This is a genomic window from Streptomyces sp. NPDC091377, from assembly GCF_044757045.1.
Taxonomy (GTDB): domain Bacteria; phylum Actinomycetota; class Actinomycetes; order Streptomycetales; family Streptomycetaceae; genus Streptomyces.
Genome location: NZ_JBIVUE010000018.1, coordinates 78,765 through 104,510, shown reverse-complemented (window position 1 = coordinate 104,510; position 25,746 = coordinate 78,765). Strand labels below are relative to the sequence as shown.

General features: G+C 72.9%; 20 protein-coding genes and 1 pseudogene. 4 read left to right on the top strand and 17 right to left on the bottom strand.

Annotation, left to right across the window (positions count from 1 at the left end; genetic code table 11):
• Window positions 1-108: 108 nt before the first annotated feature.
• From ACIQNG_RS31060 to hrcA, 4 genes are all read right to left on the bottom strand, one after another.
• Window positions 109-849, bottom strand: a complete 741-nt coding sequence (locus ACIQNG_RS31060; RefSeq protein ID WP_401430404.1) for a 16S rRNA (uracil(1498)-N(3))-methyltransferase — start codon at window positions 847-849, stop codon at window positions 109-111.
• A complete protein-coding gene (locus ACIQNG_RS31055; RefSeq protein ID WP_401489593.1) occupies window positions 846-1,925 on the bottom strand; it encodes a nitronate monooxygenase in 1,080 nt (359 codons plus the stop codon). The genes ACIQNG_RS31060 and ACIQNG_RS31055 overlap by 4 nt, the downstream gene beginning before the upstream one ends.
• Before the next feature lie 144 nt (window positions 1,926-2,069).
• Window positions 2,070-3,206: a molecular chaperone DnaJ gene (gene dnaJ / locus ACIQNG_RS31050; protein WP_401430408.1), complete on the bottom strand. Its 1,137-nt coding sequence runs from the start codon at window positions 3,204-3,206 to the stop codon at window positions 2,070-2,072.
• On the bottom strand, window positions 3,207-4,223 hold the full coding sequence (hrcA, locus tag ACIQNG_RS31045) for a heat-inducible transcriptional repressor HrcA (RefSeq protein WP_401430410.1): 1,017 nt from the start codon (window positions 4,221-4,223) through the stop codon (window positions 3,207-3,209).
• Window positions 4,224-4,402: 179 nt separating this feature from the next.
• Here hrcA and ACIQNG_RS31040 point away from each other — a divergent pair, with 179 nt between their 5' ends.
• Complete coding sequence (locus ACIQNG_RS31040) at window positions 4,403-5,134, top strand: MBL fold metallo-hydrolase (protein WP_401489591.1); 732 nt, start codon at window positions 4,403-4,405, stop codon at window positions 5,132-5,134.
• A gap of 105 nt (window positions 5,135-5,239) precedes the next feature.
• Entirely contained in the window at window positions 5,240-6,058 is an 819-nt protein-coding gene (locus tag ACIQNG_RS31035) for a DUF3097 domain-containing protein (protein WP_401489589.1), read from the top strand.
• Between the two features lie 122 nt (window positions 6,059-6,180).
• On the opposite strand, the gene hemW is transcribed toward ACIQNG_RS31035, so the two are convergent.
• From hemW to lepA, 4 genes are all read right to left on the bottom strand, one after another.
• Window positions 6,181-7,413: a radical SAM family heme chaperone HemW gene (hemW, locus tag ACIQNG_RS31030; protein WP_401489587.1), complete on the bottom strand. Its 1,233-nt coding sequence runs from the start codon at window positions 7,411-7,413 to the stop codon at window positions 6,181-6,183.
• A 65-nt stretch (window positions 7,414-7,478) separates the two neighbouring features.
• Window positions 7,479-9,368, bottom strand: coding sequence for a SpoIIE family protein phosphatase (locus tag ACIQNG_RS31025; protein WP_401430414.1), 1,890 nt, complete (start codon window positions 9,366-9,368; stop codon window positions 7,479-7,481).
• Between the two features lie 329 nt (window positions 9,369-9,697).
• Window positions 9,698-11,572: an AMP-dependent synthetase/ligase gene (locus ACIQNG_RS31020; RefSeq protein WP_401489584.1), complete on the bottom strand. Its 1,875-nt coding sequence runs from the start codon at window positions 11,570-11,572 to the stop codon at window positions 9,698-9,700.
• A gap of 393 nt (window positions 11,573-11,965) precedes the next feature.
• Window positions 11,966-13,834, bottom strand: a complete 1,869-nt coding sequence (gene lepA / locus ACIQNG_RS31015; protein WP_401430418.1) for a translation elongation factor 4 — start codon at window positions 13,832-13,834, stop codon at window positions 11,966-11,968.
• A gap of 251 nt (window positions 13,835-14,085) precedes the next feature.
• Here lepA and rpsT point away from each other — a divergent pair, with 251 nt between their 5' ends.
• Window positions 14,086-14,352 carry a 30S ribosomal protein S20 gene (rpsT, locus tag ACIQNG_RS31010; protein WP_401430420.1) on the top strand — a complete coding sequence of 89 codons (267 nt, stop codon included), beginning with the start codon at window positions 14,086-14,088 and terminating at the stop codon, window positions 14,350-14,352.
• Window positions 14,353-14,688: 336 nt separating this feature from the next.
• Here rpsT and ACIQNG_RS31005 read toward each other — a convergent pair whose 3' ends face one another.
• Window positions 14,689-15,105 (bottom strand): MerR family transcriptional regulator, encoded by a 417-nt coding sequence (locus ACIQNG_RS31005; protein WP_401489581.1) that lies wholly within the window; start codon window positions 15,103-15,105, stop codon window positions 14,689-14,691.
• Window positions 15,106-15,163: 58 nt separating this feature from the next.
• On the opposite strand from ACIQNG_RS31005, the gene ACIQNG_RS31000 reads away from it, so the two are divergent.
• A complete protein-coding gene (locus ACIQNG_RS31000; RefSeq protein ID WP_401489578.1) occupies window positions 15,164-16,138 on the top strand; it encodes an NAD(P)-dependent oxidoreductase in 975 nt (324 codons plus the stop codon).
• 25 nt (window positions 16,139-16,163) lie between these two features.
• On the opposite strand, the gene ACIQNG_RS30995 is transcribed toward ACIQNG_RS31000, so the two are convergent.
• The 8 genes and pseudogenes from ACIQNG_RS30995 to ACIQNG_RS30960 all read right to left on the bottom strand — a co-directional run bounded on the left by ACIQNG_RS30995 (window position 16,164) and on the right by ACIQNG_RS30960 (window position 25,529).
• On the bottom strand, window positions 16,164-17,141 hold the full coding sequence (locus ACIQNG_RS30995) for an RNA polymerase sigma-70 factor (protein WP_401489576.1): 978 nt from the start codon (window positions 17,139-17,141) through the stop codon (window positions 16,164-16,166).
• Window positions 17,142-17,294: 153 nt separating this feature from the next.
• Window positions 17,295-18,281 carry a DNA polymerase III subunit delta gene (gene holA, locus ACIQNG_RS30990; protein ID WP_401489573.1) on the bottom strand — a complete coding sequence of 329 codons (987 nt, stop codon included), beginning with the start codon at window positions 18,279-18,281 and terminating at the stop codon, window positions 17,295-17,297.
• 148 nt (window positions 18,282-18,429) lie between these two features.
• Entirely contained in the window at window positions 18,430-18,675 is a 246-nt protein-coding gene (locus tag ACIQNG_RS30985; protein WP_401430430.1) for a hypothetical protein, read from the bottom strand.
• A gap of 179 nt (window positions 18,676-18,854) precedes the next feature.
• Window positions 18,855-19,769: a YceI family protein gene (locus ACIQNG_RS30980; protein ID WP_401489668.1), complete on the bottom strand. Its 915-nt coding sequence runs from the start codon at window positions 19,767-19,769 to the stop codon at window positions 18,855-18,857.
• 164 nt (window positions 19,770-19,933) lie between these two features.
• Window positions 19,934-22,492: a ComEC/Rec2 family competence protein gene (locus ACIQNG_RS30975; RefSeq protein ID WP_401489666.1), complete on the bottom strand. Its 2,559-nt coding sequence runs from the start codon at window positions 22,490-22,492 to the stop codon at window positions 19,934-19,936.
• A gap of 75 nt (window positions 22,493-22,567) precedes the next feature.
• Window positions 22,568-23,260 (bottom strand): annotated as a pseudogene (locus ACIQNG_RS30970) (ComEA family DNA-binding protein); the annotation flags it as partial.
• A gap of 577 nt (window positions 23,261-23,837) precedes the next feature.
• A complete protein-coding gene (locus tag ACIQNG_RS30965; RefSeq protein ID WP_401430436.1) occupies window positions 23,838-24,683 on the bottom strand; it encodes a DegV family protein in 846 nt (281 codons plus the stop codon).
• A gap of 72 nt (window positions 24,684-24,755) precedes the next feature.
• A complete protein-coding gene (locus ACIQNG_RS30960; RefSeq protein ID WP_401489570.1) occupies window positions 24,756-25,529 on the bottom strand; it encodes a hypothetical protein in 774 nt (257 codons plus the stop codon).
• Between the last annotated feature and the right edge of the window lie 217 nt (window positions 25,530-25,746).

The window sequence follows — 25,746 nt, the reverse complement described above, 5'->3', positions numbered from 1 at the left end:
CCCGCATGACAGGAAGCCTGCCATCGTCCAGGCCGTCGCGGTAGGGCGCATACGGCCGTTCCGGCGCGACGGGGCCCGGCGGGGGCGCGGGAGGTGGGGGTGCGGGGGTCAGGACCAGCGGCCGGTGCGGCCCAGCAGGAGGGCCGCGGCGGCGGTGCCCGCGGTGGAGGTGCGCAGCACGCTGGGGCCGAGCCGGTACGCGGGTGCCCCGGCCGTGCGGAACAGCTCCAACTCCTCCGGGGAGACGCCCCCTTCGGGCCCGACGACCAGCACGATGTGGCCCTCGGTGGGCAGTTCGGCCCCGGCGAGGGCGTCCTCCCCGCTCTCGTGGAGCACGGCGGCGAAGTCGGCGTCGGCGAGCAGGGCGGCGATCTGCTTGCCGGTGGCGGGGTCGGCGATCTCGGGGAAGCGGACCCGGCGGGACTGCTTCCCGGCCTCGCGGGCGGTGGCCCGCCACTTCGCCAGCGCCTTGGTGCCGCGCTCGCCCTTCCATTGGGTGATGCAGCGGGCGGCGGCCCAGGGCACGATCGCGTCGACGCCGACCTCGGTCATGGTCTCGACCGCGAGTTCGCCGCGGTCGCCCTTGGGCAGGGCCTGCACGACGGTGATCCGGGGCTGCGGGGCGGCCTCCTCGGACCAACTGCCGAGGTGGACGATCAGCCGGTCCTTGCCCTCGGTGCCGGTGACCACGCAGTCGGCCCAGCGGCCCCGTCCGTCGGTGAGGGTGATGTCCTCGCCGGGCCGCAGCCGCTTCACGGAGACCGCGTGCCGGCCCTCGGGGCCGTCGAGGACGTACCGGCCGCCGTCCCCGGCGTCGAAGTGGTCGACGACGAAGACCGGGGCGGTCATCCGGCACCGCCGCCGTGCGCCGACAACGCTGTCCTGATCGCGGCCAGTTCGGCGACGAGCACCTCCACCAGCTCGGCCGCGGGCAGCTCACGGGCCATCCGGTGGCCCTGGCCCGCCCACAGCGCCATGCCCTGGGCGTCCTGGGCCTTGGCGGCGGCCTTGCGCAGCGGGGCGGTCAGATGGTGGATCTCCGGGTAGGCGGAGGGCGCGTACGGGCCGTGCTCGCGCATGAAGCGGTTGACCAGGCCGCGGGCCGGGCGGCCGGAGAAGGCGCGGGTGAGCTGGGTCCGGACGAACAGCGGGTCGGTCAGCGCCCGTTTGTGCAGGGCGTTCGCGCCGGACTCCGGGGTGATGAGGAAGGCGGTGCCGAGCTGGGCGGCCTGGGCGCCGGCGTCGAGGGCGGCGGCGATCTGGGAGCCGCGCATGATGCCCCCGGCGGCAACGATGGGCAGGCTGACGGACTCGCGGACCTGGGCGACCAGGGACAGCAGCCCGAGTCCGGCGCCGTCGTTCTCGGCGATGTCGCGGTGGGTGCCCTGGTGGCCGCCGGCCTCGACGCCCTGGGCGATCACCGCGTCCGCGCCCGCCTGCTGCACGGCGACGGCCTCCTCCGGGGTGGTCGCGGTGACCAGGGTGAGGGTGCCGACCCGGCGCAGCGACTCCAGCACCTCGTGGCCCGGGACGCCGAAGTGGAAGGAGACCACGGGCACGGGGTTGTCGAGGAGCACCGCGAGCTTGGCGTCGTAGCCGTCGTCGCGTCCGCTGTCGGGGTCGCCGAGTTCGGCCTCGTACCAGGCGGCCTCACCGGCGAGCTGATGGGCGTAGACGTCGACGGCCGCGGAGTCGGCGGTGTCGGGCTGGGGCATGAACAGGTTCACGCCGAAAGGCTTGTTGGTGAGGCCCCGCAGCTGCTTGATCTCCTGGTACATGCCGTCGGCCGTCTTGTACCCGGCGGCGAGGAACCCGAGCCCGCCGGCCTCGGACACGGCGAGCGCGAGATGCGGTACGGAGACGCCACCCGCCATGGGGGCCTGCACGATCGGGTGCGGAAAGAGATCGGTCAGCGCGGAGGACATGACCGCATGTTGTCACGTCCGGGGTGCAAGTCCGAATCCGGCCTTACGGTTCGCGCGGCCCGGGGGCGTACCGGAAAAGCCCGTCCAGGGGCCGTCCGGGGGCCGGTGCGGGCCCGGTGCGGCCCCGCTCACGGCCCCACCCGCTCACCGCCCGTTGAAGGCGTCCTTCAGCCGTGAGAAAAGCCCCTGCTGCCCCGGCTGAAACTGCCCCGTGGGGCGTTCCTCCCCGCGCAGCTTGGACAGTTCGCGCAGCAGCCGTTCCTGCTCGGGATCGAGCTTGGTCGGGGTCTGCACCTCGACATGGACGATGAGGTCGCCCCGGCCGCCGCCGCGCAGGTGGGTGATGCCCCGGCCGTGCAGCGGGATCGACTGGCCGGACTGGGTGCCGGGCCGGATGTCGACCTCCTCCATGCCGTCCAGGGTCTCCAGCGGCACCTTGGTGCCGAGGGACGCGGCGGTCATGGGGATGGTCACCGTGCAGTGGAGGTCGTCGCCGCGGCGCTGGAAGACCGCGTGCGGCAGTTCGTGGATCTCCACGTACAGGTCTCCGGCGGGGCCGCCGCCGGGCCCGACCTCGCCCTCACCGGCGAGCTGGATGCGGGTGCCGTTGTCGACACCGGCCGGGATCTTGACGGTGAGGGTGCGGCGGGAGCGGACCCGGCCGTCGCCCGCGCACTCGGGGCACGGGGTCGGTACGACCGTCCCGAAGCCCTGGCACTGCGGGCAGGGCCGCGAGGTCATGACCTGGCCCAGGAAGGACCGGGTGACCTGGGAGACCTCACCGCGACCGCGGCACATGTCGCAGGTCTGCGCGGTGGTGCCGGGGGCGGCGCCCTCGCCGTTGCAGGTGGCGCAGACGATGGCCGTGTCGACCTGGATGTCCTTGGTCGTCCCGAAGGCCGCCTCGTCCAGCTCGATCTCGATCCGGATCATCGCGTCCTGGCCGCGCCGGGTGCGTGAGCGCGGCCCGCGCTGCGACGCCGTCCCGAAGAACGCGTCCATGATGTCCGAGAAGTTCCCGAAGCCGCCCGCGCCGAAGCCCGCGCCCGCGCCGGCGCCCGCCTGCGAGAGGGGGTCGCCGCCGAGGTCGTAGACCTGCTTCTTCTGGGGGTCCGACAGCACCTCGTAAGCGGCGTTGATCTCCTTGAACCGCTCCTGGGTCTTCGGATCCGGGTTGACGTCCGGGTGCAGCTCGCGTGCGAGCCGCCGGAAGGCCTTCTTGATCTCTTCCTGCGACGCGTCGCGGCGCACGCCGAGAACGGCGTAGTAGTCCGTGGCCACTTACGACTCCGCCAGGATCTGTCCGACGTACCGTGCCACTGCGCGTACCGCTCCCATCGTTCCCGGGTAATCCATGCGGGTCGGGCCGACCACGCCGAGCTTGGCAACCGCCTCGCCGCCCGAACCGTAGCCCACCGACACCACCGACGTGGAGTTGAGTCCCTCATGGGCGTTCTCGTGACCGATCCGCACGGTCATGCCCGAATCCTTCGCCTCCCCGAGCAGCTTGAGGAGCACGACCTGCTCCTCCAGCGCCTCCAGGACGGGTCGGATGGTGAGGGGGAAGTCATGTCCGAAGCGGGTGATGTTGGCGGTGCCGCCGATCATCAGCCGCTCCTCGGTCTGTTCGACCAGGGTTTCCAGCAGGGTGGAGAGCACCGTCTGGACCGTGCCGCGGTCCTCGGCGTCGAAGCTCTCCGGGAGGTCCTGGACCAGGGTGGGCACGTCCGAGAAGCGACGGCCGGCCACCCTGCTGTTGAGCCGGGCCCGCAGTTCGGCCAGCGACGCCTCGCCGAACGGGGCCGGGCAGTCCACCAGGCGCTGCTCGACCCGGCCGGTGTCGGTGATCAGCACCAGCATCACGCGCGCGGGCGCCAGCGACAGCAGTTCGACGTGGCGGACCGTGGAGCGGGTCAGCGACGGGTACTGCACGACGGCGACCTGCCGGGTGAGCTGGGCGAGCAGCCGTACCGTCCGGCCCACGACGTCGTCGAGGTCGACGGCGCCGTCCAGGAAGCTCTGGATCGCGCGGCGCTCGGCCCCGCTCATGGGCTTGACCTCGGCGAGCTTGTCCACGAACAGCCGGTAGCCCTTGTCCGTCGGGATCCGCCCGGCGGAGGTGTGCGGCTGCGCGATGAAGCCCTCGTCCTCCAGGGCCGCCATGTCGTTGCGCACGGTGGCCGGGGAGACACCGAGGTTGTGGCGCTCGGTGAGCGCCTTGGAGCCGACGGGCTCCTCGGTGCCGACGTAGTCCTGGACGATGGCGCGCAGCACCTGGAGTCTTCGTTCACTGAGCATCGCGCACACCTCCAGCCGCCATCCCTGCCCCCGGTTCCGGGGGCTCACCCTTCCCTGGCACTCGACGCCGCCGAGTGCCAGCCCTGCCCGGCCCAGTGTACGGCCGTCGGGTACGGAGCGGGCAAGGCCGGTCCCCGCGACATTGCCGCGGCACGCGGCCGTACGGCTAGCGTCGCCGTATGACGGTGACTTGGGAAGAGCGCGGCTGGGAACGGCTGGGGGCCGGGGTCGGGCGGATCCGGCTGCCGGGATGGGACTGCACGGCCGGCCTGATCGTCGGCGAGGGCGCGGCGCTCCTGATCGACGCGGGGTCGAGCCCGGCGGAGGGGGCGCGGCTGCGGGCGGACGCGGAGGCGCTGGCCGGCGGCCGTGTGACCCATCTCGCGCTGACCCACCCGCACTTCGACCATGTTTTCGGCGCGGCGGCGTTCGCGGGCGCGGAGCTGTTCGGCGCGGCGGGGGTGGAGGCGGCGCTGAGCGGGCGGCCCGCGCGTGAGGAGTTGCGCGCGGACGCGGTGCGCCACGGGCTGCCCGCGGCCGAGGCGGCGGAGGCCGCGGACGCCCTGGCCGTTCCCCGGCACCAGGTCACGGGCGAGCGGACCCTCGATCTGGGCGGCGGGCACCGGGTGCTGCTCGCCGCCGTCGGCCCCGGCCACACCGCCCACGATCTGGCCGTCCTGGTCCCGGGCGGTCCCGCGCTGGTGTTCTGCGGCGACCTGGTCGAGGAGTCCGGCCCACCCCAGGCGGGCCCGGACGCGGTCCCGTCCCGCTGGCCCGCCGCCCTGGACCGGCTGCTGTCCCTGGGCGGCGAGGACGCGCTGTACGTGCCCGGTCACGGGGCGGTGGTGGGGGCGGGGTTCGTGCGGGAGCAGCGGGACGCGCTGGCGCGGCGCTTCGGCGTCGAGGGGTAGGGGGGCAGGGGAGGCAGGGGCGGGGGACGGGGCGGAACGGGCGGCCACGGCGTGTCGGGGGCCGGGGTGGCCCGGACGGCCGGGGCTTCTCCTATCGTCATCCGAATGCGCCAGTACTCACCGGACCTCACCCCGCCGTGGAAGAAGCCGAAGCCCGTCCCCGAGGTCGAGGCGGAGCCCGGCCTGGTGGTGGAGGAGCCCGGCACCGGGTTCTGCGGGGCGGTGATCCGCTGCGAGGCGGGCACGGTGACGCTGGAGGACCGCTTCGGCAAGCACCGGGTCTTCCCGCTGGAGCCGCGCGGTTTCCTGCTGGAGGGCCGGGTGGTCACGCTGGTCCGCCCGACGGGCGCCGCGCCGGTACGGCCCTCCCGTACCGCCTCCGGCTCGGTCGCGGTGCCCGGGGCGCGGGCCCGGGTCGCCCGTGCGGGCCGCATCTATGTGGAGGGCCGCCACGACGCCGAGTTGGTCGAGAAGGTGTGGGGCGACGACCTGCGCATCGAGGGCGTGGTCGTGGAGTACCTGGAGGGGGTGGACGACCTTCCGTCGGTCGTCGCCGATTTCGCGCCGGGTCCGGACGCCCGGCTCGGCGTCCTGGTGGACCATCTGGTCCCCGGCACCAAGGAGTGGCGGATCGCCCAGTCCGTCACCAGTGCCCACGCCTTGGTGGTGGGCCATCCGTACATCGACATCTGGGAGGCGGTGAAGCCGTCCGCGCTGGGCATCGCGGGCTGGCCTCGGGTCCCGCACGGTCAGGACTGGAAGACGGGGGTGTGCCGGGCGCTGGGCTGGCCGGACGGCAACACCGGCGCGGTGTGGCAGGCGATTCTGGCGCGGGTGGGGTCGTACAAGGATCTGGAGCCGGAGTTGCTGGGGCGGGTGGAGGAGCTGATCGATTTCGTCACGGCCGGTGACGACGTCGGGTGACCGCGGGCAGAACGGCCGTGACGACGTCGGGTGACCGCAGGCAGAACGGCCGGTAGCGACGTCGTGTGTGACCGCACGCAGAGTGCGGGATGCGGATCCGCGCGGTTCACCCCTGCGAGTGATCAATCCACCAACTCCCTGACCACACCGTCCGCCAGCAGCCGTCCCCGCAGGGTCAGCACGGCCCGCCCCTCGTCGTACGGAGCGCTCTCCAGCAGTCCGTCGGACAGCGCGCGGCGGGCGGCCTTCAGCCCGGTCTCCCGCAGGAGGTCCAGGGGCACGCCCTCCCTCAGCCGCAGTTCCAGCAGGATCCGTTCGACGCGGCGGTCCTCGGGGGTCAGGAGTTCGCGGCCCGCGCCGGGCGAGCGGCTCTCGGCCAGGGCCGCCGCGTAGGCGCCGGGGTGTTTCACGTTCCACCAGCGGACCCCGCCGACGTGGGAGTGGGCGCCCGGTCCCGCGCCCCACCAGTCGGCGCCGCGCCAGTACAGCTCGTTGTGAAGGCAGCGGGCCGCCTCGGAGGTGGCCCAGTTGGAGACCTCGTACCAGTGGAGACCGGCCTCCGACAGCACCGAGTCCGCGATCAGATAGCGGTCGGCGTGGACGTCGTCGTCGGTCATCGGGACCTCGCCCCGCCGGATGCGCCGGGCGAGCTGGGTGCCCTCCTCGACGATCAGGGCGTACGCCGACACATGGTCGGGTCCGGCGCCGAGCGCCGCCTCCAGGGAGGCCCGCCAGTCGTCGTCCGACTCGCCCGGGGTGCCGTAGATCAGGTCCAGGTTCACATGCTCGAACCCGGCGGCGCGGGCCTCGGCGACACACGCTTCCGGCCGGCCCGGGGTGTGGGTGCGGTCCAGCACCTTCAGTACGTGCCGCCGCGCGCTCTGCATGCCGAAGGAGACCCGGTTGAAGCCGCCCTCCCGCAGCGCCGCGAGGTACGCGGGGTCGACCGACTCCGGGTTCGCCTCGGTCGTCACCTCCGCGTCCGGGGCCAGCCCGAACTCGTCGCGGATCGCCCCCAGCATCCGTACGAGGTCCCCGGCGGCCAGCAGGGTGGGGGTGCCGCCGCCCACGAAGACCGTACGGACCGGGCGCGGGTCGTCGCCGAGCACCGCGCGGGCGAGGCGGACCTCCTCGATCAGGGTCTCGGCGTAGTTGTCCCGCGAGGCGAGCACCCCGCCGCTGCCCCGCAGCTCAGTCGCCGTGTAGGTGTTGAAGTCGCAGTACCCGCAGCGGGTCGCGCAGTACGGGACGTGCAGGTAGAAGCCGAGGGGGCGGTCCGCGGCCCCGTCGAACGCGGACGCGGGCAGCGCGCCGTCGGCGGGGACGGGCGCGCCGTCGGGAAGTGCGGAGGGCATACCGCCCATTGTCCCGCACCGCCGCCGTAGCCCGGTCAGCCCCGGTCAGCCCCGGTCAGCTCTGGTCAGCCCGGGTCGGGCGGCCGGGGGGCGCCCCGGGCCGTGGGGAGTTCCGCCTGGAGGACCAGGAGGGCGAGGTCGTCGTCGGGGGCGGCGCCGCCGAAGGTGTGGACGAGGTGGCGGATGCGTTCGGCGATGTGGTCGGCGCTCAGCCCGGCGCAGCCTGCGAGGGCGGTGGCGAGGCCGTCGCCGTCGTCGAACTGGCGGCTCCCGCTGCGCCGCTCCGTCACCCCGTCGGTGACACAGAGCAGGCTGTCCCCGGGGCGCAGTTCGAAGGTCTCGCTGGTGTACGTCTCGTCCTCGACCACCCCGAGCAGCGTCTGCGGCCGGGCGACGGCCCGGACACCCCCGTCGGGGCCCAGGAGCAGCGGCAGCGGGTGTCCGGCGGAGGCCAGGGTGCAGCGGACACCGCCGTCGAAGGGGGCCAGCTCGCCGTAGAGGAGGGAGAGGAAGCGGGTCTGCGGGCCGTCGCCGGGGGCGATCGGACCGGCGAGGGCGCGCGCGGCGGCGTCGGCGGCCTCCATGGCGTCGTCCAGGAGGAGCTGGTTCAGCCGGTCCAGGACGTCGCCGACGCGGTAGCCCTCGCGGGCGAGCAGCCGCAGCCAGGGCCGGGCCAGCCCGATGACGACGGCGGCCTCGGCGCCCTTGCCCTGTACGTCGCCGACCGCGAAGCACCAGCGGCCGTCCCCGGCCGGGAAGACATCGTAGAAGTCGCCGCTCGGCCCGCCCTTGTCGCACGGTTCGTAGACGAGGGCGCTGCGTACGCCGGGGATCTCGGCGACGGCGCCGGGCAGCAGTCCGCGCTGGAGGACGGCGCTGATGGTGGCCTGGCGGGCGTACTGGCGGGCGGCGCCGATGGCCAGCGCGACCCGGCGGCCGAGGTCCTCGACCAGTCCGACGACCTCGTCGGGGAAGCGCGGCACGCCGCCCCGGCCGATGACCAGGGTGCCCAGCGGGTGTCCGCCCGCGACCAGCCGGTACGCCAGGGCCGTGCCGTGCGCTCCGGGGCCGCCGAGGCTCGCGCCGGGCCAGGGATAGGGCTCGGGTCCGGAGCGTATGCCCTCGCCGCGGCGCGGCGGCTGCTTCTCCAGCGCCAGGCGCAGCTCCTCCAGCCGGTCCGCGCTGCCGTGCCAGACGCGGGCGAGGCGGGCGCCGGGCGGGGCGTCGCCCCAGGTGCGGCCCAGCACCTCGTCCTCCAGCCAGATCGCGCACCAGTCGGCGAGGCGGGGGACGAGGAGCTGTCCGGTGAGCGCGGCGACGAGGTCCTCGTCCAGTTGCCCGGCGAGCAGGTCGGACGCCTCGGCGAGGAAGGTGAGCGCGCCCCGGCCCAGCCAGTGGCGGTCGCCGTCGCCGCGGCGCGGTTCGGGGGCGAGGAGCGCGGCGAGACCGGGGACGCCGGGGTCGTCGTACGGCTCGATCTCCTCGGCGGGGATCCGGGCCCAGAGCGTCTTGCCGCCCCGGCGGTAGCTGACGCCCCACTCCTGCGACAGCGCGGCGACCAGCCGCAGTCCCCGGCCGCCCTCGGAGGTCCCCTCATGGGCGGGGTCGTCGGCCGTGGATCCGTCACCGGGCGCGCGGGAGGGCTGGTGGTCGCCGACCTCCACGACGAGGTCACCGGTGCCGGGCTCCAGCCGGCAGGCCAGCTCCACATCGGTACCGGCGTGCACGACGGCGTTGGTGACCAGCTCGCTGACGACGGCGAGGGTGTCGTCCCCCTGCCGCCCGCCGAGCCGCCGGCCACCGCCCGGCGCCTCCGCCCCGGCCCACTCCGTCAGCGCGGCCCGCACCAGTCCGCGCGCGGCACCGGGGGCGAGGGGGCCGCGGGCGAGCGTGGTGCGCAGCGCGGGAGAGGCGGTCTCCTGCGCGCTCTCCCGCTGTGCCGGAATGGCCCTCATGGGCAGCTCCCCGAACAGGTCGGACGTAACCCCTCGATCGTTGCCGACAGGGTGACAGACCGACCACGCTCGACAGCGTCGAGTTATCGAAGTCCACCGCGATGAGAGAGAACCGTGCTGCGCGAGTGGCGGAAACCGGACGGATTCGACCACTCCCGAGCCGCCCTCTGCTCAAGTGGGAGAAGAGCACGGGGAGGACCAGCGTGAAGAGAGTGACCCGGAGACCTCCCGGACGAGGCGTATCGCCGCCCCCTCAGGGGCACGGGAACGCATGCGGGCAACCATGACCTATCGGGACGAACCCGCTCCCCGCACGCCCCTCGGGCCCCCTACTTCTCGCGGGCGCCCTCGTACATCTCCTCCAGCAGATGCCGGTACTCCCGCTCCACGACCGGCCGCTTCAGCTTCAGACTCGGCGTGATCTCGCCGTGCTCGACATCGAGGTCCCTCGGCAACAACCGGAACTTCTTGATCGTCTGCCACCGCTGCAACCCGGCGTTGAGCTGTCGCACGTACTCCTCGACCATCGCCACCGTCGCCGGCGCGGCCACCACCTCGGCGTACGCCTTGCCCTCCAGGCCGTTCTCCTTGGCCCACGGGAGCAGCGACGGCTCGTCGAGCGCGATAAGGGCGGTGCAGTAGTTCCGGTCGGCGCCGTGCACCAGGATGTTCGACACGTAGGGACAGACCGATTTGAACGCGCCCTCGATCTCGGTCGGCGCGATGTACTTGCCGCCCGAGGTTTTGAACAGGTCTTTCTTCCGGTCGGTGATCCGGAGGTAGCCGTCGGGCGACAGCTCACCGATGTCCCCGGTGTGGAACCAGCCGTCGGGCTCCAGCACCTCCGCCGTCTTCTCGGGCAGCCCGTGGTAGCCCTCCATGATCCCGGGGCCGCGCAGCAGGATCTCCCCGTCCTCGGCGATCCGCACCTCCGTGCCGGGCAGCGGCTTGCCGACCGTGCCGGTGCGGTACGCCTCCCCGGGGTTCACGAAGGACGCGGCGGAGGACTCCGTCAGCCCGTACCCCTCCAGGATGTGGATCCCGGCGCCCGCGAAGAAGTAGCCGATCTCCGGCGCCAGCGCCACCGACCCCGACACACACGCCCTCAGCCGTCCGCCGAACGCCTCCCGCAGCTTGGAGTAGACGAGCGCGTCGGCCACCTTGTGCTTCGCGCCGAGCCCGAACGGCACGGTCGCCGACCCGGTGTGCCGGAAGTTGTCCTGGGAGACCTTGGCGTACTCGCGCGCGACGCCCGCCGCCCACTGGAAGATCTTGTACTTGGCGGGGCCGCCCGCGCGGGCCTTCGCGGCGACGCCGTTGTAGACCTTCTCGAAGATCCGCGGTACCGCGGCCATGTACGTCGGCTGCACGACCGGCAGATTCTCGATGATCTTGTCCACCCGGCCGTCGACGGCCGTGACGTGACCGACCTCGATGTGCCCGGAGGTGAGCACCTTGCCGAAGACGTGCGCGAGCGGCAGCCACAGGTACTGGACGTCCTCGGCCGTGGTCAGCCCGGTCGCGCCGATGGCCTTGGCCATGTACGACCAGTTGTCGTGCGGGAGGCGGACCCCCTTGGGGCGGCCGGTCGTGCCGGAGGTGTAGATCAGGGTGGCGAGCTGGTCCTTGGTGATCGCGCCGACCCGCTCCTTGACCAGGTCGGGGTCCTTCTCCAGCCGGGCGGTGCCGCGCGCCTCCAGGTCGGCGAGGGTGAGCACCTGGTCGCCGGTCTCCACGCCCTCCCCGTCGATCACCACGACATGGGTCAGCTCGGGCAGGTCGGGCCGCTTGGCCACGGCCTTGGCGACCTGCTCGGCGTTCTCCGCGATCAGCACCCGGCTGCCGGAGTCCGCGAGGATGTACGCCGACTCCTCGGCGTTGGTCTGCGGATAGACGGTGGTGGTCGCCGCGCCCGCGCACATGATGCCGAGGTCGGCGAGGATCCACTCGATCCGGGTGGCGCAGGCCAGCGCGACCCGCTGCTCCGGCTCGACACCCAGCTCGATCAGACCGGCCGCGATGGCGTACACCCGCTCGGCGGTCCGCGCCCAGCTCAGCGACGTCCAGTCGTCCGGGCCCTCGCCCGAGGCCGACGGCACCGGGTACCGGTACGCCTCGGCGTCGGGGGTGGCCGCCACCCGCTCCAGGAAGAGGCCCGCCACGGACGGCGGACGGTTCTCGATCAGGGTCTGTGTGTCGGTCACGACATCCTCCGGGGCGGCTGTGGTCCTCGCTCGCCTGTACCTACCCGCGCGCTCTTGTTTAACTCACGAGTAACCAGCGAGCAGGGACAGAGTAAAGGCCGACCGCGCGGCGCGTAAGACTCCGTGCTCCGCCACTTCAGCGCTGGGCGCTCGGCTTCTTCGCTCCGGGTGCTCACCTTTCCCGCCCGGGGTGCTCGGCGGCTTACTCGCGCGGGGTGCCCGGCTTCGTGGGGGGGGTGGTGGGGGGTGGGGATGCCGGCGGGGCGGCGCGGGGACAGCGGACGGCGAGGCGTCGCGGGAGAGGCGGACGGCGAAGGGCCCGTCGCACCGTGATGCGACGGGCCCCTCCGACTACCCCTCCGACTGCCCCTGCTGCTCGCCTCGGGACGGCCGCTACTTCTTGCCCTTGGCGGTAGCCGCCCCGTCGTCGCTGGACAGCACCGCGATGAAGGCTTCCTGGGGCACTTCCACGGCCCCGACCATCTTCATCCGCTTCTTGCCCTCCTTCTGCTTCTCCAGCAGCTTCCGCTTACGGGAGATGTCACCGCCGTAGCACTTGGCGAGGACGTCCTTGCGGATGGCGCGGATGGTCTCGCGGGCGATCACCCGTGAGCCGACGGCCGCCTGCACCGGCACCTCGAAGTTCTGCCGCGGGATCAGCTCCTTGAGCTTGGCGACGAGCCGGACACCGTACGCGTACGCCTGGTCCTTGTGGGTGATCGCGGAGAACGCGTCCACCTTGTCGCCGTGGAGCAGGATGTCCACCTTGACGAGGGAGCTGGACTGCTCGCTCGTGGGCTCGTAGTCCAGGGACGCGTAGCCGCGGGTCTTGGACTTGAGCTGGTCGAAGAAGTCGAAGACGATCTCCGCGAGGGGCAGGGTGTAGCGGATCTCGACCCGGTCCTCGGAGAGGTAGTCCATCCCGAGCAGGCTGCCGCGCCGCGTCTGGCACAGCTCCATGATCGCGCCGATGAACTCGGTCGGCGCGAGGATCGTGGCCCGGACCACCGGCTCGAACACCTCGGCGAGCTTGCCCTCGGGGAACTCGCTCGGGTTGGTGACGATGTGCTCGACACCGTCCTCCATGATCACGCGGTAGACCACGTTGGGCGCGGTGGCGATCAGGTCGAGCCCGAACTCCCGCTCCAGCCGCTCACGGACCACGTCCAGGTGGAGCAGCCCGAGGAAGCCGACGCGGAAGCCGAAGCCGAGCGCGGCGGAGGTCTCCGGCTCGTAGACCAGCGCGGCGTCGTTGAGCTGGAGCTTGTCGAGGGCCTCGCGCAGCTCGGGGTAGTCGGAGCCGTCGAGCGGATACAGCCCGGAGAAGACCATCGGCTTGGGGTCCTTGTACCCGCCGAGGGCCTCGGTGGCGCCCTTGTGCTGGCTGGTGACGGTGTCACCGACCTTGGACTGGCGGACGTCCTTCACACCGGTGATCAGATAGCCCACCTCGCCGACGCCGAGCCCGTCGGCCGGGAGCATCTCGGGCGAGTTGGTCCCGATCTCCAGCAGCTCGTGGGTCGCGCCGGTCGACATCATCCGGATCCGCTCACGCCGGTTGAGCTGGCCGTCGATGACCCGGACGTAGGTCACGACCCCGCGGTAGGAGTCGTAGACCGAGTCGAAGATCATGGCGCGCGCGGGCGCGTCCTTGACGCCGACCGGGGCCGGGACCTCGGCGACCACCTTGTCCAGCAGCGCCTCGACGCCGAGACCGGTCTTGGCGGAGACCTTGAGCACGTCGGACGGGTCGCAGCCGACCAGGTTCGCCAGCTCCTCCGCGAACTTCTCGGGCTGCGCGGCCGGCAGGTCGATCTTGTTCAGTACGGGGATGATGGTGAGGTCGTTCTCCATCGCGAGGTACAGATTCGCGAGGGTCTGGGCCTCGATGCCCTGGGCGGCGTCGACGAGGAGGACCGTGCCCTCGCACGCGGCGAGCGACCGCGAGACCTCGTAGGTGAAGTCGACGTGCCCGGGGGTGTCGATCATGTTGAGGATGTGCGTGCTGCTCTGGTCGTGGGTGGGAGCCCACGGCAGACGCACCGCCTGGGACTTGATCGTGATACCGCGCTCACGCTCGATGTCCATCCGGTCGAGGTACTGAGCACGCATCTGCCGCTGCTCGACCACACCGGTCAGCTGGAGCATCCGGTCGGCGAGGGTGGACTTGCCGTGGTCGATGTGCGCGATGATGCAGAAATTGCGGATCAGAGCCGGGTCGGTACGGCTCGGCTCGGGCACATGGTTAGGGGTCGCGGGCACGCAGGGTCCTGTCTCTTGAGGCGCCTTATGCCTCGGGTCGGATCGATACGTAGCTTCCATCGTCCCATGGGCGGCGACCGGCGACCGGTTTGGGCCGCTCGCCGGGCCGCTGGTAGTCTGGGCAGCTGTGTCTCCTGCCCGCTCGGCAAGAGGCCCTCCTCCCTCCAGGGGGTCACCCCTTCAGGGAACCACCAGAAATCACCGGTACGGGACCCGTGCGGCCCCGTGCCAGAACCTGCAAAGGCTCATTCGTGGCGAACATCAAGTCCCAGATCAAGCGGAACAAGACCAACGAGAAGGCCCGGCTGCGCAACAAGGCCGTCAAGTCCTCTCTGAAGACCGCGATCCGCAAGGCCCGTGAGGCCGCCGCCGCGGGTGACACCGAGAAGGCCACCGAGTACCAGCGCGCCGCCGCGCGCCAGCTCGACAAGGCCGTCTCCAAGGGCGTCATCCACAAGAACCAGGCCGCCAACAAGAAGTCGGCCCTGGCGTCGAAGGTGGCCGGCCTGAAGGGCTGACCTTCTCTGATCTGAACAGGTCCCCCCGTGGGATCTGACTGCCGGAAGGACTCAGGGCGGGCCCTCTCATCCGCCCCCGACCGGCGCCCCGAAGCCGCGCGCGACTGCGTTCGCCACGCGGGCGCGGCTTCAACGGACTGAACCGAAGACCCCGGCCGTCCCTCTTCCCCAGGGGGGCGGGCGGGGTTTTTGGCGTGGGCGGGGCACAGCGGAGGGGGCTGGGGGCGTTCGGGTGCCCCGGGGGGCGCTGGCCGGGTCCACGTGCGGGGGAGGCCGCCGGCCGGGTCCATATGCCGGGGGCCGCCGGTCGGGCCCGGCGTCTTCGCGCGGGCCGTCTCAGTCGGCTGTCACGTCCGCCATGTCCGCCATGTCCCGCCCGCTCCCACCGCCGGCCGGCTCCAGGGGCAGCGAGCCGCCGATGATGGTCTCCAGGGCCGCCCGCGCGGTCAGCAGATCCGCCACCGTCCGGTCGATGCGCTCCCTCTCCCGGTACAGGTCGGGCAGCAGTTCGTCGCAGGCCGGAACCAGAGTCTCATCGGCCTCGACCATGCAGGGCAGCACCCAGGCGATGATCCGGGTGCTGAGCCCGGCGGCGAGCAGCGTACGGATGTTGCGCACCATGCGGACATCGCCCTCGCTGTACTCCCGGTACCCGCTGGGCCGGCGCAGCGGACTCAGCAGGCCCTGCTCCTCGTAGTAGCGCAACAGCCGCACGCTGACACCGGTACGGCGGGACAGGGCTCCGATACGCATACGTCGCTCCTGGGCGGGACTTGACTCTCACATCGATGTCAGAGTTTAGCGTGCGGGCATGACAGCACAGCCTGCAACTGATCCGCACGGCAACCCCGTTACCCTCGACTCGCCCGACTCCCCCGTCACCCCCGACTCGCCCGCCTCCCCCGTCACTCTCGTCGGTCTGGGGCCCATGGGGCTGGCCCTGGCCGAGGCCCTGCTGAGGAAGGGCCACCCGCTCACCGTCTGGAACCGCACCCCCGCGAAGGCCGACCCGCTCGTGGCCAAGGGCGCCCGGCTCGCGGCGACCGTCGACGAGGCGGTCGGGGCGAGCCCGCTGACGGTGGTGTGCCTCAACGACTACGACACCCTGTACGCCGTTCTCGAACCGGCCGCCGACGCGCTCGGTGGCCGCACCCTGGTCAATCTCAACTCCGGCACCCCGAAGGAGGCCCAGACCGCCCTGGCCTGGGCTCGGAAGCACGGCATCGACTATCTCGACGGCGCGATCATGGTGCCGCCGCCGCTGGTGGGCGAGGGCGGCGCGGTGTTCCTGTACAGCGGTCCGCGAGAGGTGTTCGACCGGCATCACACGCCGTTGCGCAGCCTGGGCGACCCGCGCCACCTCGGCGAGGACATCGGGATCGCGGTGCTCTACAACACCGCCCTGCTGGAGATGATGTACACGACCATGAACGGCTGGCTGCACGCCACCGCCCTGGTCAGCTCCGCGAACGTGTCGGCCCGGCAGTTCGCCGAACTGGCCCTCGGCTGGTTCATGCCGACCGTGGTCGACTACGCCTCCCTCGCCCAGGACGCGGCCTCCCTGGACGCCGCCCACTATCCGGGCGCCCTCGGCAACCTGAAGATGAACCTCAACGCCCTGGAGCACATCACCCGCACCAGCGAGGAACAGGGCGTCCACTCCGACCAGCCCCGCCTGCTCAAGGCACTGGCCGAACGCGCCGTCGCCGACGGGTACGGCGACCTGAGCTATCTCGCGCTGTACGAGCTGTTCAAGGGCGGTGACGCCGACCACCAGGCGGCCTGAGCGCCCCCCTCCCGGCGCTCACCGCTCAGCCTTCTCCCCCGGCCGGGCCTTCTCCCCCGGCCCGCCCGGCTCTCCCCGTCCTCCCCGCGTGGCGGACCTCTTGAACCGCGCGTTTCACCGCCCAGGCATCCGCCACCGGACCCAGGTGCGCGAGCTTGTCCGGGTTCACCACCGAGCGCACGGTCTGGATCCGCCCGCCGAGGACCTCCAGCACCAGCGCGCCCAGCACCTTGCCGTGCGCGTCCCGCAGCACCGCCCCCGGCTGCCCGTTCACCTCCCGCGGCTCGGCCACCACCCCCACCGGACCGAGCAGCGGGATGAACGCGCCAAGCACCCGCGCCACGTTGTCGACACCGAGCACCGGCTTGGCCAGTTGCGGCGCCTTGCCGCCCCCGTCCCCCACCATCGTCACATCCGCCGCGAGCAGCTCCCGCAGTCCGTCGACGTCCCCCTCCCGGAAGGCGTCGAAGAACCGCCCCGCCAGTTCCTCCCGCTCCGCCCGGTCGGCGTCGAACCGGGGCCGCCCCTCGTCCATGTGCCGTCGCGCCCGCACCGCGAGCTGACGGCACGCCGCCTCCGAACGCCCCACCGCCGAGGCGATCTCCGGGAAACCGAACCCGAACACCTCCCGCAGCACGAACACAGCCCGCTCCAACGGCGACAGCCGCTCCAGCAGAAGCAGCGCCGCCATCGACAAGGAGTCCGCCAGCTCGGCCGACCGCTGGGGATCCTCGTAGGGGTCGGTCAGCAGCGGCTCCGGGAACCACGGCCCGACGTACGCCTCCCGCCGCATCCGCGCCGACCGCAGCACATCGACGGACAGCCGGGTCACCACGGCCGACAGATACGCCTTCGGCGACCGGGGCCGCTCCTCGACTCCCTCGTACCGCAGCCAGGTCTCCTGCACCGCGTCCTCGGCCTCGGTCACACTGCCGAGAATCCGGTAGGCGATGGAGAACAACAACGGCCGCAGCTCCTCGAACTCCTCCGTCCGCCGCCTCACGCCAACCCCTTCCGAAGCCCCGCCGCCACGGCACACCACCCGCCCGCGCGCACGGTCGTCCCTCACCCGCGAAGGGTGCTCATCCAGAGGACGAGACAGCGGGCCCGGGTGTGACATACGACGGGCGGTCCGCCGCCGCCCGCCCCACGGCGGCTACCGTCCCCGGGACCGCGCGGCCCGGGCGACCGTCACCACGGCCTTCTCCAGCGCGTACTCCGGGTCGTCCCCGCCGCCCTTGACCCCCGCGTCCGCCTCGGCGATCGCGCGCAGCGCCACGGACACCCCGTCCGGGCTCCAGCCCCGCATCTGCTGGCGCACCCGGTCGATCTTCCACGGCGGCATCCCCAGCTCCCGGGCCAGATCCGCCGGGCGCCCGCCGCGCGCGGAGGACAGCTTCCCGATCGCCCGCACGCCCTGGGCCAGCGCGCTGGTGATCAGCACCGGCGCCACCCCGGTGGCCAACGACCACCGCAGCGCCTCCAGCGCCTCCGCCGCCCGTCCCTCGACGGCCCGGTCGGCGACCGTGAAGCTCGACGCCTCGGCCCGCCCGGTGTAGTACCGCCCGACGACGGCCTCGTCGATCGTCCCCTCGACGTCGGCGACCAACTGCGACACCGCCGACGCCAGCTCCCGCAGCTCGCTCCCGATCGCGTCGACCAGCGCCTGGCACGCCTCCGGGGTGGCCGACCGCCCGAGCGCCCGGAACTCCCCTCTGACGAACGACAGCCGATCCGCCGGCTTCGTCATCTTCGGGCACGCCACCTCCCGCGCCCCGACCTTGCGCGCGGCGTCGAGCAGCGCCTTGCCCCTGGCGGCACCGGCGTGCAGCAGCACCAGCGTGATCTCCTCGGCCGGCGCTCCGAGGTACGCCTTCACATCCTTGATCGTGTCGGCCGAGAGGTCCTGTGCGTTGCGTACGACCACCACCTTGCGCTCCGCGAAGAGCGAGGGGCTGGTCAGCTCGGCGAGCGTGCCGGGCTGCACCTGGTCCGAGGTCAGATCCCGAACGTCCGTGTCGGCGTCGGCGGCCCTGGCGGCGGCCACCACCTCCTGCACGGCGCGGTCGAGCAGCAGGTCCTCCTGGCCCACGGCAAGGGTCACCGGGGCGAGCGGGTCGTCATTCGCAGTCTTCCTGGCCATCGCGACAAGCATGGCACGCACCACTGACAACGCCCGCCACGGCCACGGAAGCGAAGCGGAAGCGCGGACGCCGGGGGTCCGGGGGTCCGGCGGTCCGGCGGTCCGGGGGTCCGGCGGTCCAGGCGGTCCAGGCGGTCCAGCGGCAGCGCTACGGCTCCTCGCGCCACCCGTCCCACTCCCCCGCGAAGGCGTCCAGCTCCGCCGGGTCCAGCCGGTCGTCCTCGTCCCGCAGCACCAGCAGCCACTGCGCGTCCTCGGCGTCGTCCTCACCGGCCAGCGCGTCCCGGACGAGCCGCGGCTCCTCGCTGATCCCGAACCGCTCCCCGAGCGCCTCGGCCGCCTCCTGCGCCGCGTCACGGTCGGGCAGCACCAGCACATGTCTCACATCGCTCACGCCCCCATCTTCCGACACGCACGATCCGACCCGGCGCCGGGGACCGCCGGGCCCCGATCCGAGCCCGGGTCACCTCATCGGGGTCCCGTGTCCATGTCCGCCCCACCCATGTCCGCCCCACCTAGGTTCCCCACCCAGGTCTCCCATCCGGGTCCCCGTGTCCAGGTCTCCACCCGTTCTCAGCCGGCGGCGCCGGCTCCCGCCGCGGCCATGCCCTGCTTCGGCACGACCTGCACATCCAGCTCGATCCTGATGCTGGGCCCGACCACCGCGATGCCGCGCGCCAGCATCGTCTGCCAGCTCACGGTGAAATCGTCCCGGTGCAGTTCGGTCGTGGCCCGGCAAGCGGCGCGCGTCTCACCCTCCATACCGCTGCCGAGGCCCAGGTACTCGGTGTCGAGGGTGACCGTACGCGTCACACCGTGCAGCGACAGCGCGCCGGTCACGGCCCACTTGTTGCCGCCCCTGGGCACGAACCGGTCGCCGTAGAACTCGATCGTCGGGAACCGCTCCACATCCAGGAAGTCCGCCGAGCGCAGATGGTCGTCCCGCATCCGCACATTGGTGTCGATGGACGCCGCGTCGATCACCACATGCATCGCCGACCGCTCCATCTCGTCCGCGATCCGCACCACACCCGCGAACGAGTTGAACCGCCCGTGGATCCGGGCCAGCCCGATGTGCCGTGCGGTGAAGGCGATCGAGGAGTGCATCGGCTCCACGTCCCAGTCACCGGAGCCCGGCAGCTCGGGCGGCTGGGCCACCTGAAGGGTCACCTCACCCAGCGAGGCCAGGGCGTCCTCGGAGACGGTGGCACCGGCCCGGAACGGTGTGTACCCCTCCGCCGACACCGCCAGCCGGTACTCCCCGGCGGGCACCGCCGTCACGAACGACCCGAACGGGTCCGTCCCCCCGCTGACCACCGTGCGCCCCAGGGTGTCGGTCACCACGAACTCCGCGTGGGGCACCGGTTCGCTGACCGGATCGATCACTCGGCAGCTGAGCGCCCCGGCCCCCGGCGGTGTCCGGACCGCCCCCAGGGGTCCGGTCCGTTGCATCCGCCTGTTCCGGCTTGCCCGCCAGCGGCCCATCATCTGCGACACCTCTACGGCACTCGACACCCGTTATCGGAGAAGCATTCGATCACCGATGAGGCTTTCGAGGCAACACGGGACTACATCAGAGGAATCCGACAGATGTGCTGGCACTACGCATGACTGGCCCCGTGCATCCCGCTTTGCCCCCTTCACGGGCCCCGTCAGCCGCCCCCACCCACACCTCCCACCGTGCCACCCGTACCCGTACCCGTACCCATGACCCGCATGGCTCCTGTGGCTCCCGTGACTCCTGGTCTTCCGGCCTCGCGCGTCACCGCCAGCGCCCCGTCCCGGTCCGTCCGCTTCACCAGCGCACCCGTCGCCCGCAGCGCCGCGACCGTACTGGGCGCCGGATGCCCGTACGAGTTGCCCTTCCCGCACGAGATCAGCGCCAGCCTGGGCGACACCGTCCGCAACAGCCGTGGTTCCTGGTAGGCCGAGCCGTGATGGGCCACTTTCAGCACATCCACCCCGCCCAGCAGCGCCGCCGCCGACGTTCTCAACAGGGCCTGCTGTGACGGGGGTTCCAGATCCCCCAGCAGCAGCATCCGCAGCCCGGCCGAACGGACGAGCAGCGTCACACTCGCGTCGTTCGCCCCCTCCGGACGCGGCCCCGGGGGCCCCGACGGTCCCGGCGGCCACAGCACCCGCCACCTCAGCCCGCCGCCGCTCGCGCGTTCCTCCCCCGCGACCGCCCGCCGTACCGGCACCCCGCGAGCCGCCGCCTCCCTGCGGACGAAGCCCACCTGATCGACCGGTTCCTCGAACCCCGTCGTCTCGATCGCACCCACCGCTCTCCCCCGCAACACCCCCGGCAGGCCCGCCACATGATCCGCGTGGAAGTGGGTCAGCACGACCAGCGGGACCCGGCTGATGCCCAGCGTGCGCAGACACCGGTCCACCCGCCGCGGATCCGGCCCCGCGTCCACCACCACCCCCGTGCCCTCCCCCGCCGCCAGCACGGCCGCGTCCCCCTGACCCACATCGCACAGCACCATCCGCCACCCCGGCGGCGGCCAGCCCGTGATCACCCGGGTCAGCGGAGGCGGCTGCACCACGACCAGCGTCAGCGCCAACGCGCACACCCCGCACAGCCACGGCCGGGCGAGCAACCGCCGTCCGACGGCCGGCACTCCCACCGTCACCAGGCCCAGCAGCACCGCCCCCGTCCAACTCCCCGGCCAGTCCACCCCCGCTCCGGGCAGCGCCGCCCCGGCCCGCGCGACATCCGCGATCCAGCCGGTCGGCCAGCCCGCGCACCACGCCAGCGCCTCGGCCACCGGCATCACCACCGGGGCCGCCGCCAGCGCCGCGAAGCCGAGCACCGTGGCCGGCGCCACCGCGAACTCCGCCAGCAGATTGCAGGGCACCGCCACCAGACTCACCCGGGCCGACAGCACCGCCACGACCGGCGCGCACACCGCCTGGGCCGCCCCCGCCGCCGCCAGCGCCTCGGCGAGCCTCGGCGGGACTCCCCGCCGCCGCAACCCCGCACTCCACCCCGGCGCGAGCGTGAGCAGCGCCCCCGTCGCCAGCACGGACAGCACGAAGCCATAGCTCCGGGCCAGCCAGGGGTCGTACAGCACCAGCAGCAGTACGGCCGTCGCCAGCGCCGGGATCAGCGATCTGCGGCGCCCGGTGGCCAGCGCGAGCAGCACCACGGAGCCGCACGCCGCCGCCCGCAGCACACTCGGATCCGGCCGGCACACCACGACGAACGCCAGCGTCAACACCCCGCCCAGCACCGCCGTCGACCGCAGGGAGATGCCGACCCTGGGCGCGACCCCGCGCCGCTCCGCCCGCTGCGCCAGACCCGGCGGTCCCAGCAACAACGCCAGGATGATCGTGAGATTGCTGCCGGACACCGCCAACAGATGGGCCAGATCGGTCTCCTTGAACGCCTCGTCCAGCTCCGGGGTGATCCGCGAGGTGTCCCCGACCACCAGCCCCGGCAGCAGCGCGCGGGCGTCGGCGGGCAGCCCGTCGGTCGCCTCCCGCAGCCCGGCCCGCAGTCGCCCCGCGAACCGCTGGACCGCCGAAGGCTCCCCCACCACCTCGGGCGGCTCGGCGTCCCGCACCCGCAGCAGTGCCGCGATCCGCCCGTCCCCCGCCGTCACCGGCGCCAGCCGCCCGGTCACCCGTACCCGCGTCGAAGGCAGCAGACCGAGCCACGGCGAACGGGCCGGGTCCCCCGTCGCGGAGTCGCCCCGCGCCCCCGAGTCCACGATCAGCAGCACCGGCGTCCGCGTCCCCACCGCTCTTCCGCCCGCCGTCTCCACCCGTGTCACCTCGGCATGGACCAGCACCGACGCGGGAAACGGGCGATCACCGCCGACCGGCGGCCTCGACAGCCGGGGATCGGCCGTCAGCTCCACCTCGGCCGTCACCGTCGCGAACCGCCCCGCCAGCTCAGGCACCGGCCCTCTGCGCACATCCGCCCCGTGCAGCCCGGCCGACGCGGCGGCAGCCGCGCCACAGAGCAGTACGGCGACGACCGTCCACCTGAGCCCCCGCCACCCGGCCCGCCGCCAGGGCAGGAGCAGCAGGCCCGCACCCATGACGCACACCGCCGCCATCCCGGCCACCCAGGTCGGTGCGGCGCCCAGCAGTAGGGCCGCGGTCCCCCAGGCCGCCAGCGCCGGCGGCACGAGCCGCAGATCCGTCGGCCCCTCCTGCCGGGGATGCGCGGCCCCCCGCCGCCCCGCGGAGCCGGCGTGCACGGCGGGCCGCCCCGCCTCCGCACCCGCACTCCCACCCGCCTCTGTCTCCGCCCCCGTCCATAGCCGGACCAGTTCCCGCAGATCCGCGAACCGGCGGTCACCGATGCCGTTGACATCCCGCAGTTCGTCCACCGACCGGAATCCGCCGTGCTCGGTGCGGTACTCCACGATGTGCCGCGCCAGTACGGGACCGACCCCGGGCAGGGTGTCGAGCTGATCGAGCGTGGCCGTGTTGAGCGAGATCGGACCGGCCGGCACCGCACCGGCCACGCCTCCGCCCCCGACCGCACCCGCACCCGCACCCACGCTGTCGGGGCTGCCGGGAGCCGACCCGGTCGGCGCCCCACCGACCACGACCTGCTCACCGTCCACCAGGACCCGGGCCCGGTTGAGCCCGTCCAGCTTCGTCCCGGGCCGTACTCCACCCGCCGCCCGTAACGCGTCCTCGACCCGGGAGCCCGCGGGAAGCCGACGTACACCGGGCTCCCGCACCTTGCCGCCCACATCGACCACGACGACCGCGCCCGTCGTGCCGCCACCGCCCGACGGCCCGTCCGCCGCTGCCGAAGCCGGCTGCGACGCCGCCGCACCGGGCCCCGGTTCTTCCTGCTCAAGAGGGGCCGCCACCACCTCCGGGGCCCGCACGGTCTCCGGCCGCCCGGTCCAGAAGTGATGCACGGCGAACCCGGCCGCCACCACCAGCACCACCGTCAGCGCCACGACACTCCGGCGCTCCAGCCCCACCCGGGCCTGCAACCACACCGGCATGCGCTCCCGCAGACCCGGCGGAACCCGCCACCGCCGACGCCCGTCCAAGCCGGCGGAGCGCTCACCGTCCGACTCTTCGGGGTCCGCAAGGCGGACTGAACCGGCAGAGCCGTCAGAGCCGTCAGCCGCGCCCTCGCCCCGCGCCCTCGGAGGCGGCGGCCCCACCCCCGCCTCCTCCACGACCGTCGTCGTCCCGAGGATCAGCTCGGCCCGCCGCCTCAACTCCTGCGCCGAGGCGTGCCGACGCCGCCGGACCCGGCCCCGGGCGCTGAGCCGAACCGGCGAACGACGGTCCCGGCCGCGGCTGTCGGAGCCCGGACGACGGCCCGGACCACTGGTGGCGGACCCTGTGCGTGTACGTGATCGAAGTGCCATACGGCGAGCATGGATCACTTCACCGATCCGCGATGATCTTGCTCAATTTCCGTGGATCACACCCCGATTGTGGATAACTCCGCCACCCGCACGAGTGAACGAACCCCCATCCCGGGCCGTTGTCCACAGCCGCCGGAGACAGGAATCACCGGAGACAGGAATCATCGGCCTCACCGGAAAACTCGCAGGGAATCGCGCGGTCTCACCGAGGGGAGACCACGACCCCCAGCAGCCCGGGCCCGGTGTGCGCCCCGATCACCGCCCCCACCTCGCTCACATGCAGATCCGCGATCCCCGGCACCCGCTCCCGCAGCCGGTCCGCGAGCGCCGACGCCCGGTCGGGGGCGGAGAGGTGATGCACGGCCAGGTCGACCTGCCCGGCGCCGGCCCGTTCCGCGGCCAACTCCTCCAGCCGGGCGATGGCCTTGGACGCTGTACGGACCTTCTCCAGCGGTTCGATCCGGCCGCCCTGGAGTTGCAGCAGCGGCTTCACGGCCAGCGCGGAGCCGAGCAGGGCCTGGGCCGCGCCGATCCGGCCGCCCCGGCGCAGATAGTCGAGGGTGTCGACGTAGAAGTAGGCGGACGTACCGGCCGCGCGTTTCTCCGCCGCCGCGACCGCCTCGTCCACCGTGCCGCCCGCCTCCGCGGTCTCGGCCGCCTCCAAGGCGCAGAAGCCGAGCGCCATCGCGATCATCCCGGTGTCCACCACCCGTACCGGCACGGGCGCTTCACGGGCCGCCACCACCGCGGCGTCGTAGGTGCCCGAGAGTTCGGCGGAGAGATGGAGGGAGACGATGCCGGTCGCGCCGGACTCGGCGACCCTGCGGTACGTCTCCGCGAAAAGTTGCGGGCTCGGCCGTGAGGTGGTGACGGGGCGTCGCTTCTGAAGCGCCTGGGCCAGTGAGCGGGTCGAGATCTCGGTGCCCTCTTCGAGCGCCCGGTCGCCGAGCACCACGGTCAGGGGCACGGCGGTGATGCCATGGCGTTCCATCGTCCGGGGCGGCAGGTAGGCCGTTGAATCGGTGACGATCGCGACATGGCGGGACATGAGCTGGAGGTTACCTGGCGTAGCGCCCCGGCGGCAGCCCGGCCCGGGGGACCTCGGGCGGGGCGGGCGGGATCAGGTGGTGTTCTCGGGGCGGGTCGTCTTCTGCCAGGGGTAGGTGGGTGCCGGGGTGGGCGGGGTGATCGCGGGGCGCGCCGGTTCCTCCGGCGTACGGGGACGGGCCTCGTCGTCGGGCCAGGTCTGGCCGTCGGCCCCGGCGGCGGGCGCCTCCGGCCACGGGGGCGGGGTGGTGGACGGACGGGAGGCACCGGACGCGGTGGCCGTCGTGGGGGATTCGGGCGTCGCCGCGTCCCAGTGGCGCAGCGCGCCGGCCTCCATGTCGATCTGGGTGCTCAGCGAGTCCAGGTCGTCCTCGGCGAAGCGGCGGGCGCGGTCACGGGCCGCCCAGCGCAGGGAGTCGGCCGCGTCGGTGACGCGCTCGGTGCGCTCACGCAGGGAGGGCAGCCGATCGGCGAGGGTGCGCTTGTCGGGGTCGGACTCCAGGCGGCGCAGTTCGGCGTCCAGCTCGTGGCCATGGGCGCTGAGGCGCTCGAAGAGGGCGAGGGACTCCTTGAGCGACGCGTCCTCCGCCACGCCCGCGTGCAGCGCGTCCTGCGTGGCACGCATCGACGTCCGCAGCTTCAGCCGGAGCTGGGCAATCTCACCGACGGGGCCGGGCTGGGCGAAGGACTTCGCGCGCAGGGTGTGGTCCTCGACCGAGCGGCGGGCCTGCGCGACCGTACGGTCCACTCCGCGCTTGGCGGCACCGACCACCTTCACCGAGGCCCAGACGCCGACGGCCAGAAAGAGCACGAAGAGCAGGGCCACCACTGCGATCACTGCTTCCACGACACTCCTCCAACCGTCCGCGGCCCACGCCGCGCCTCTCTTCCACCGTAAACGCTACGAGCAGGCCGGGAGTTCCAGGGGAACCCCGAACCTGCCCGTAGTGGTCCCGAACGTGTCCCGTAGGGGTCCGGACCCGTCCCGTATGGGGACGGACGGACGGAGGACGGCGCGGCGCCAGCCGCCCGCCCCCCCCACCACCAAAAAGCCCACGTCCCTC

Coding starts and splice junctions, on each gene's coding strand:
- ACIQNG_RS31060 (WP_401430404.1), bottom strand. CDS start 849: ATGACCGCCCCGGTCTTCGTCGTCGACCACTTCGACGCCGGGGACGGC.
- ACIQNG_RS31055 (WP_401489593.1), bottom strand. CDS start 1,925: ATGTCCTCCGCGCTGACCGATCTCTTTCCGCACCCGATCGTGCAGGCC.
- hrcA (WP_401430410.1), bottom strand. CDS start 4,223: ATGCTCAGTGAACGAAGACTCCAGGTGCTGCGCGCCATCGTCCAGGAC.
- ACIQNG_RS31040 (WP_401489591.1), top strand. CDS start 4,403: ATGACGGTGACTTGGGAAGAGCGCGGCTGGGAACGGCTGGGGGCCGGG.
- ACIQNG_RS31035 (WP_401489589.1), top strand. CDS start 5,240: ATGCGCCAGTACTCACCGGACCTCACCCCGCCGTGGAAGAAGCCGAAG.
- hemW (WP_401489587.1), bottom strand. CDS start 7,413: ATGCCCTCCGCACTTCCCGACGGCGCGCCCGTCCCCGCCGACGGCGCG.
- ACIQNG_RS31025 (WP_401430414.1), bottom strand. CDS start 9,368: ATGAGGGCCATTCCGGCACAGCGGGAGAGCGCGCAGGAGACCGCCTCT.
- ACIQNG_RS31005 (WP_401489581.1), bottom strand. CDS start 15,105: ATGCGTATCGGAGCCCTGTCCCGCCGTACCGGTGTCAGCGTGCGGCTG.
- ACIQNG_RS31000 (WP_401489578.1), top strand. CDS start 15,164: ATGACAGCACAGCCTGCAACTGATCCGCACGGCAACCCCGTTACCCTC.
- holA (WP_401489573.1), bottom strand. CDS start 18,281: ATGGCCAGGAAGACTGCGAATGACGACCCGCTCGCCCCGGTGACCCTT.
- ACIQNG_RS30980 (WP_401489668.1), bottom strand. CDS start 19,769: ATGATGGGCCGCTGGCGGGCAAGCCGGAACAGGCGGATGCAACGGACC.
- ACIQNG_RS30965 (WP_401430436.1), bottom strand. CDS start 24,683: ATGTCCCGCCATGTCGCGATCGTCACCGATTCAACGGCCTACCTGCCG.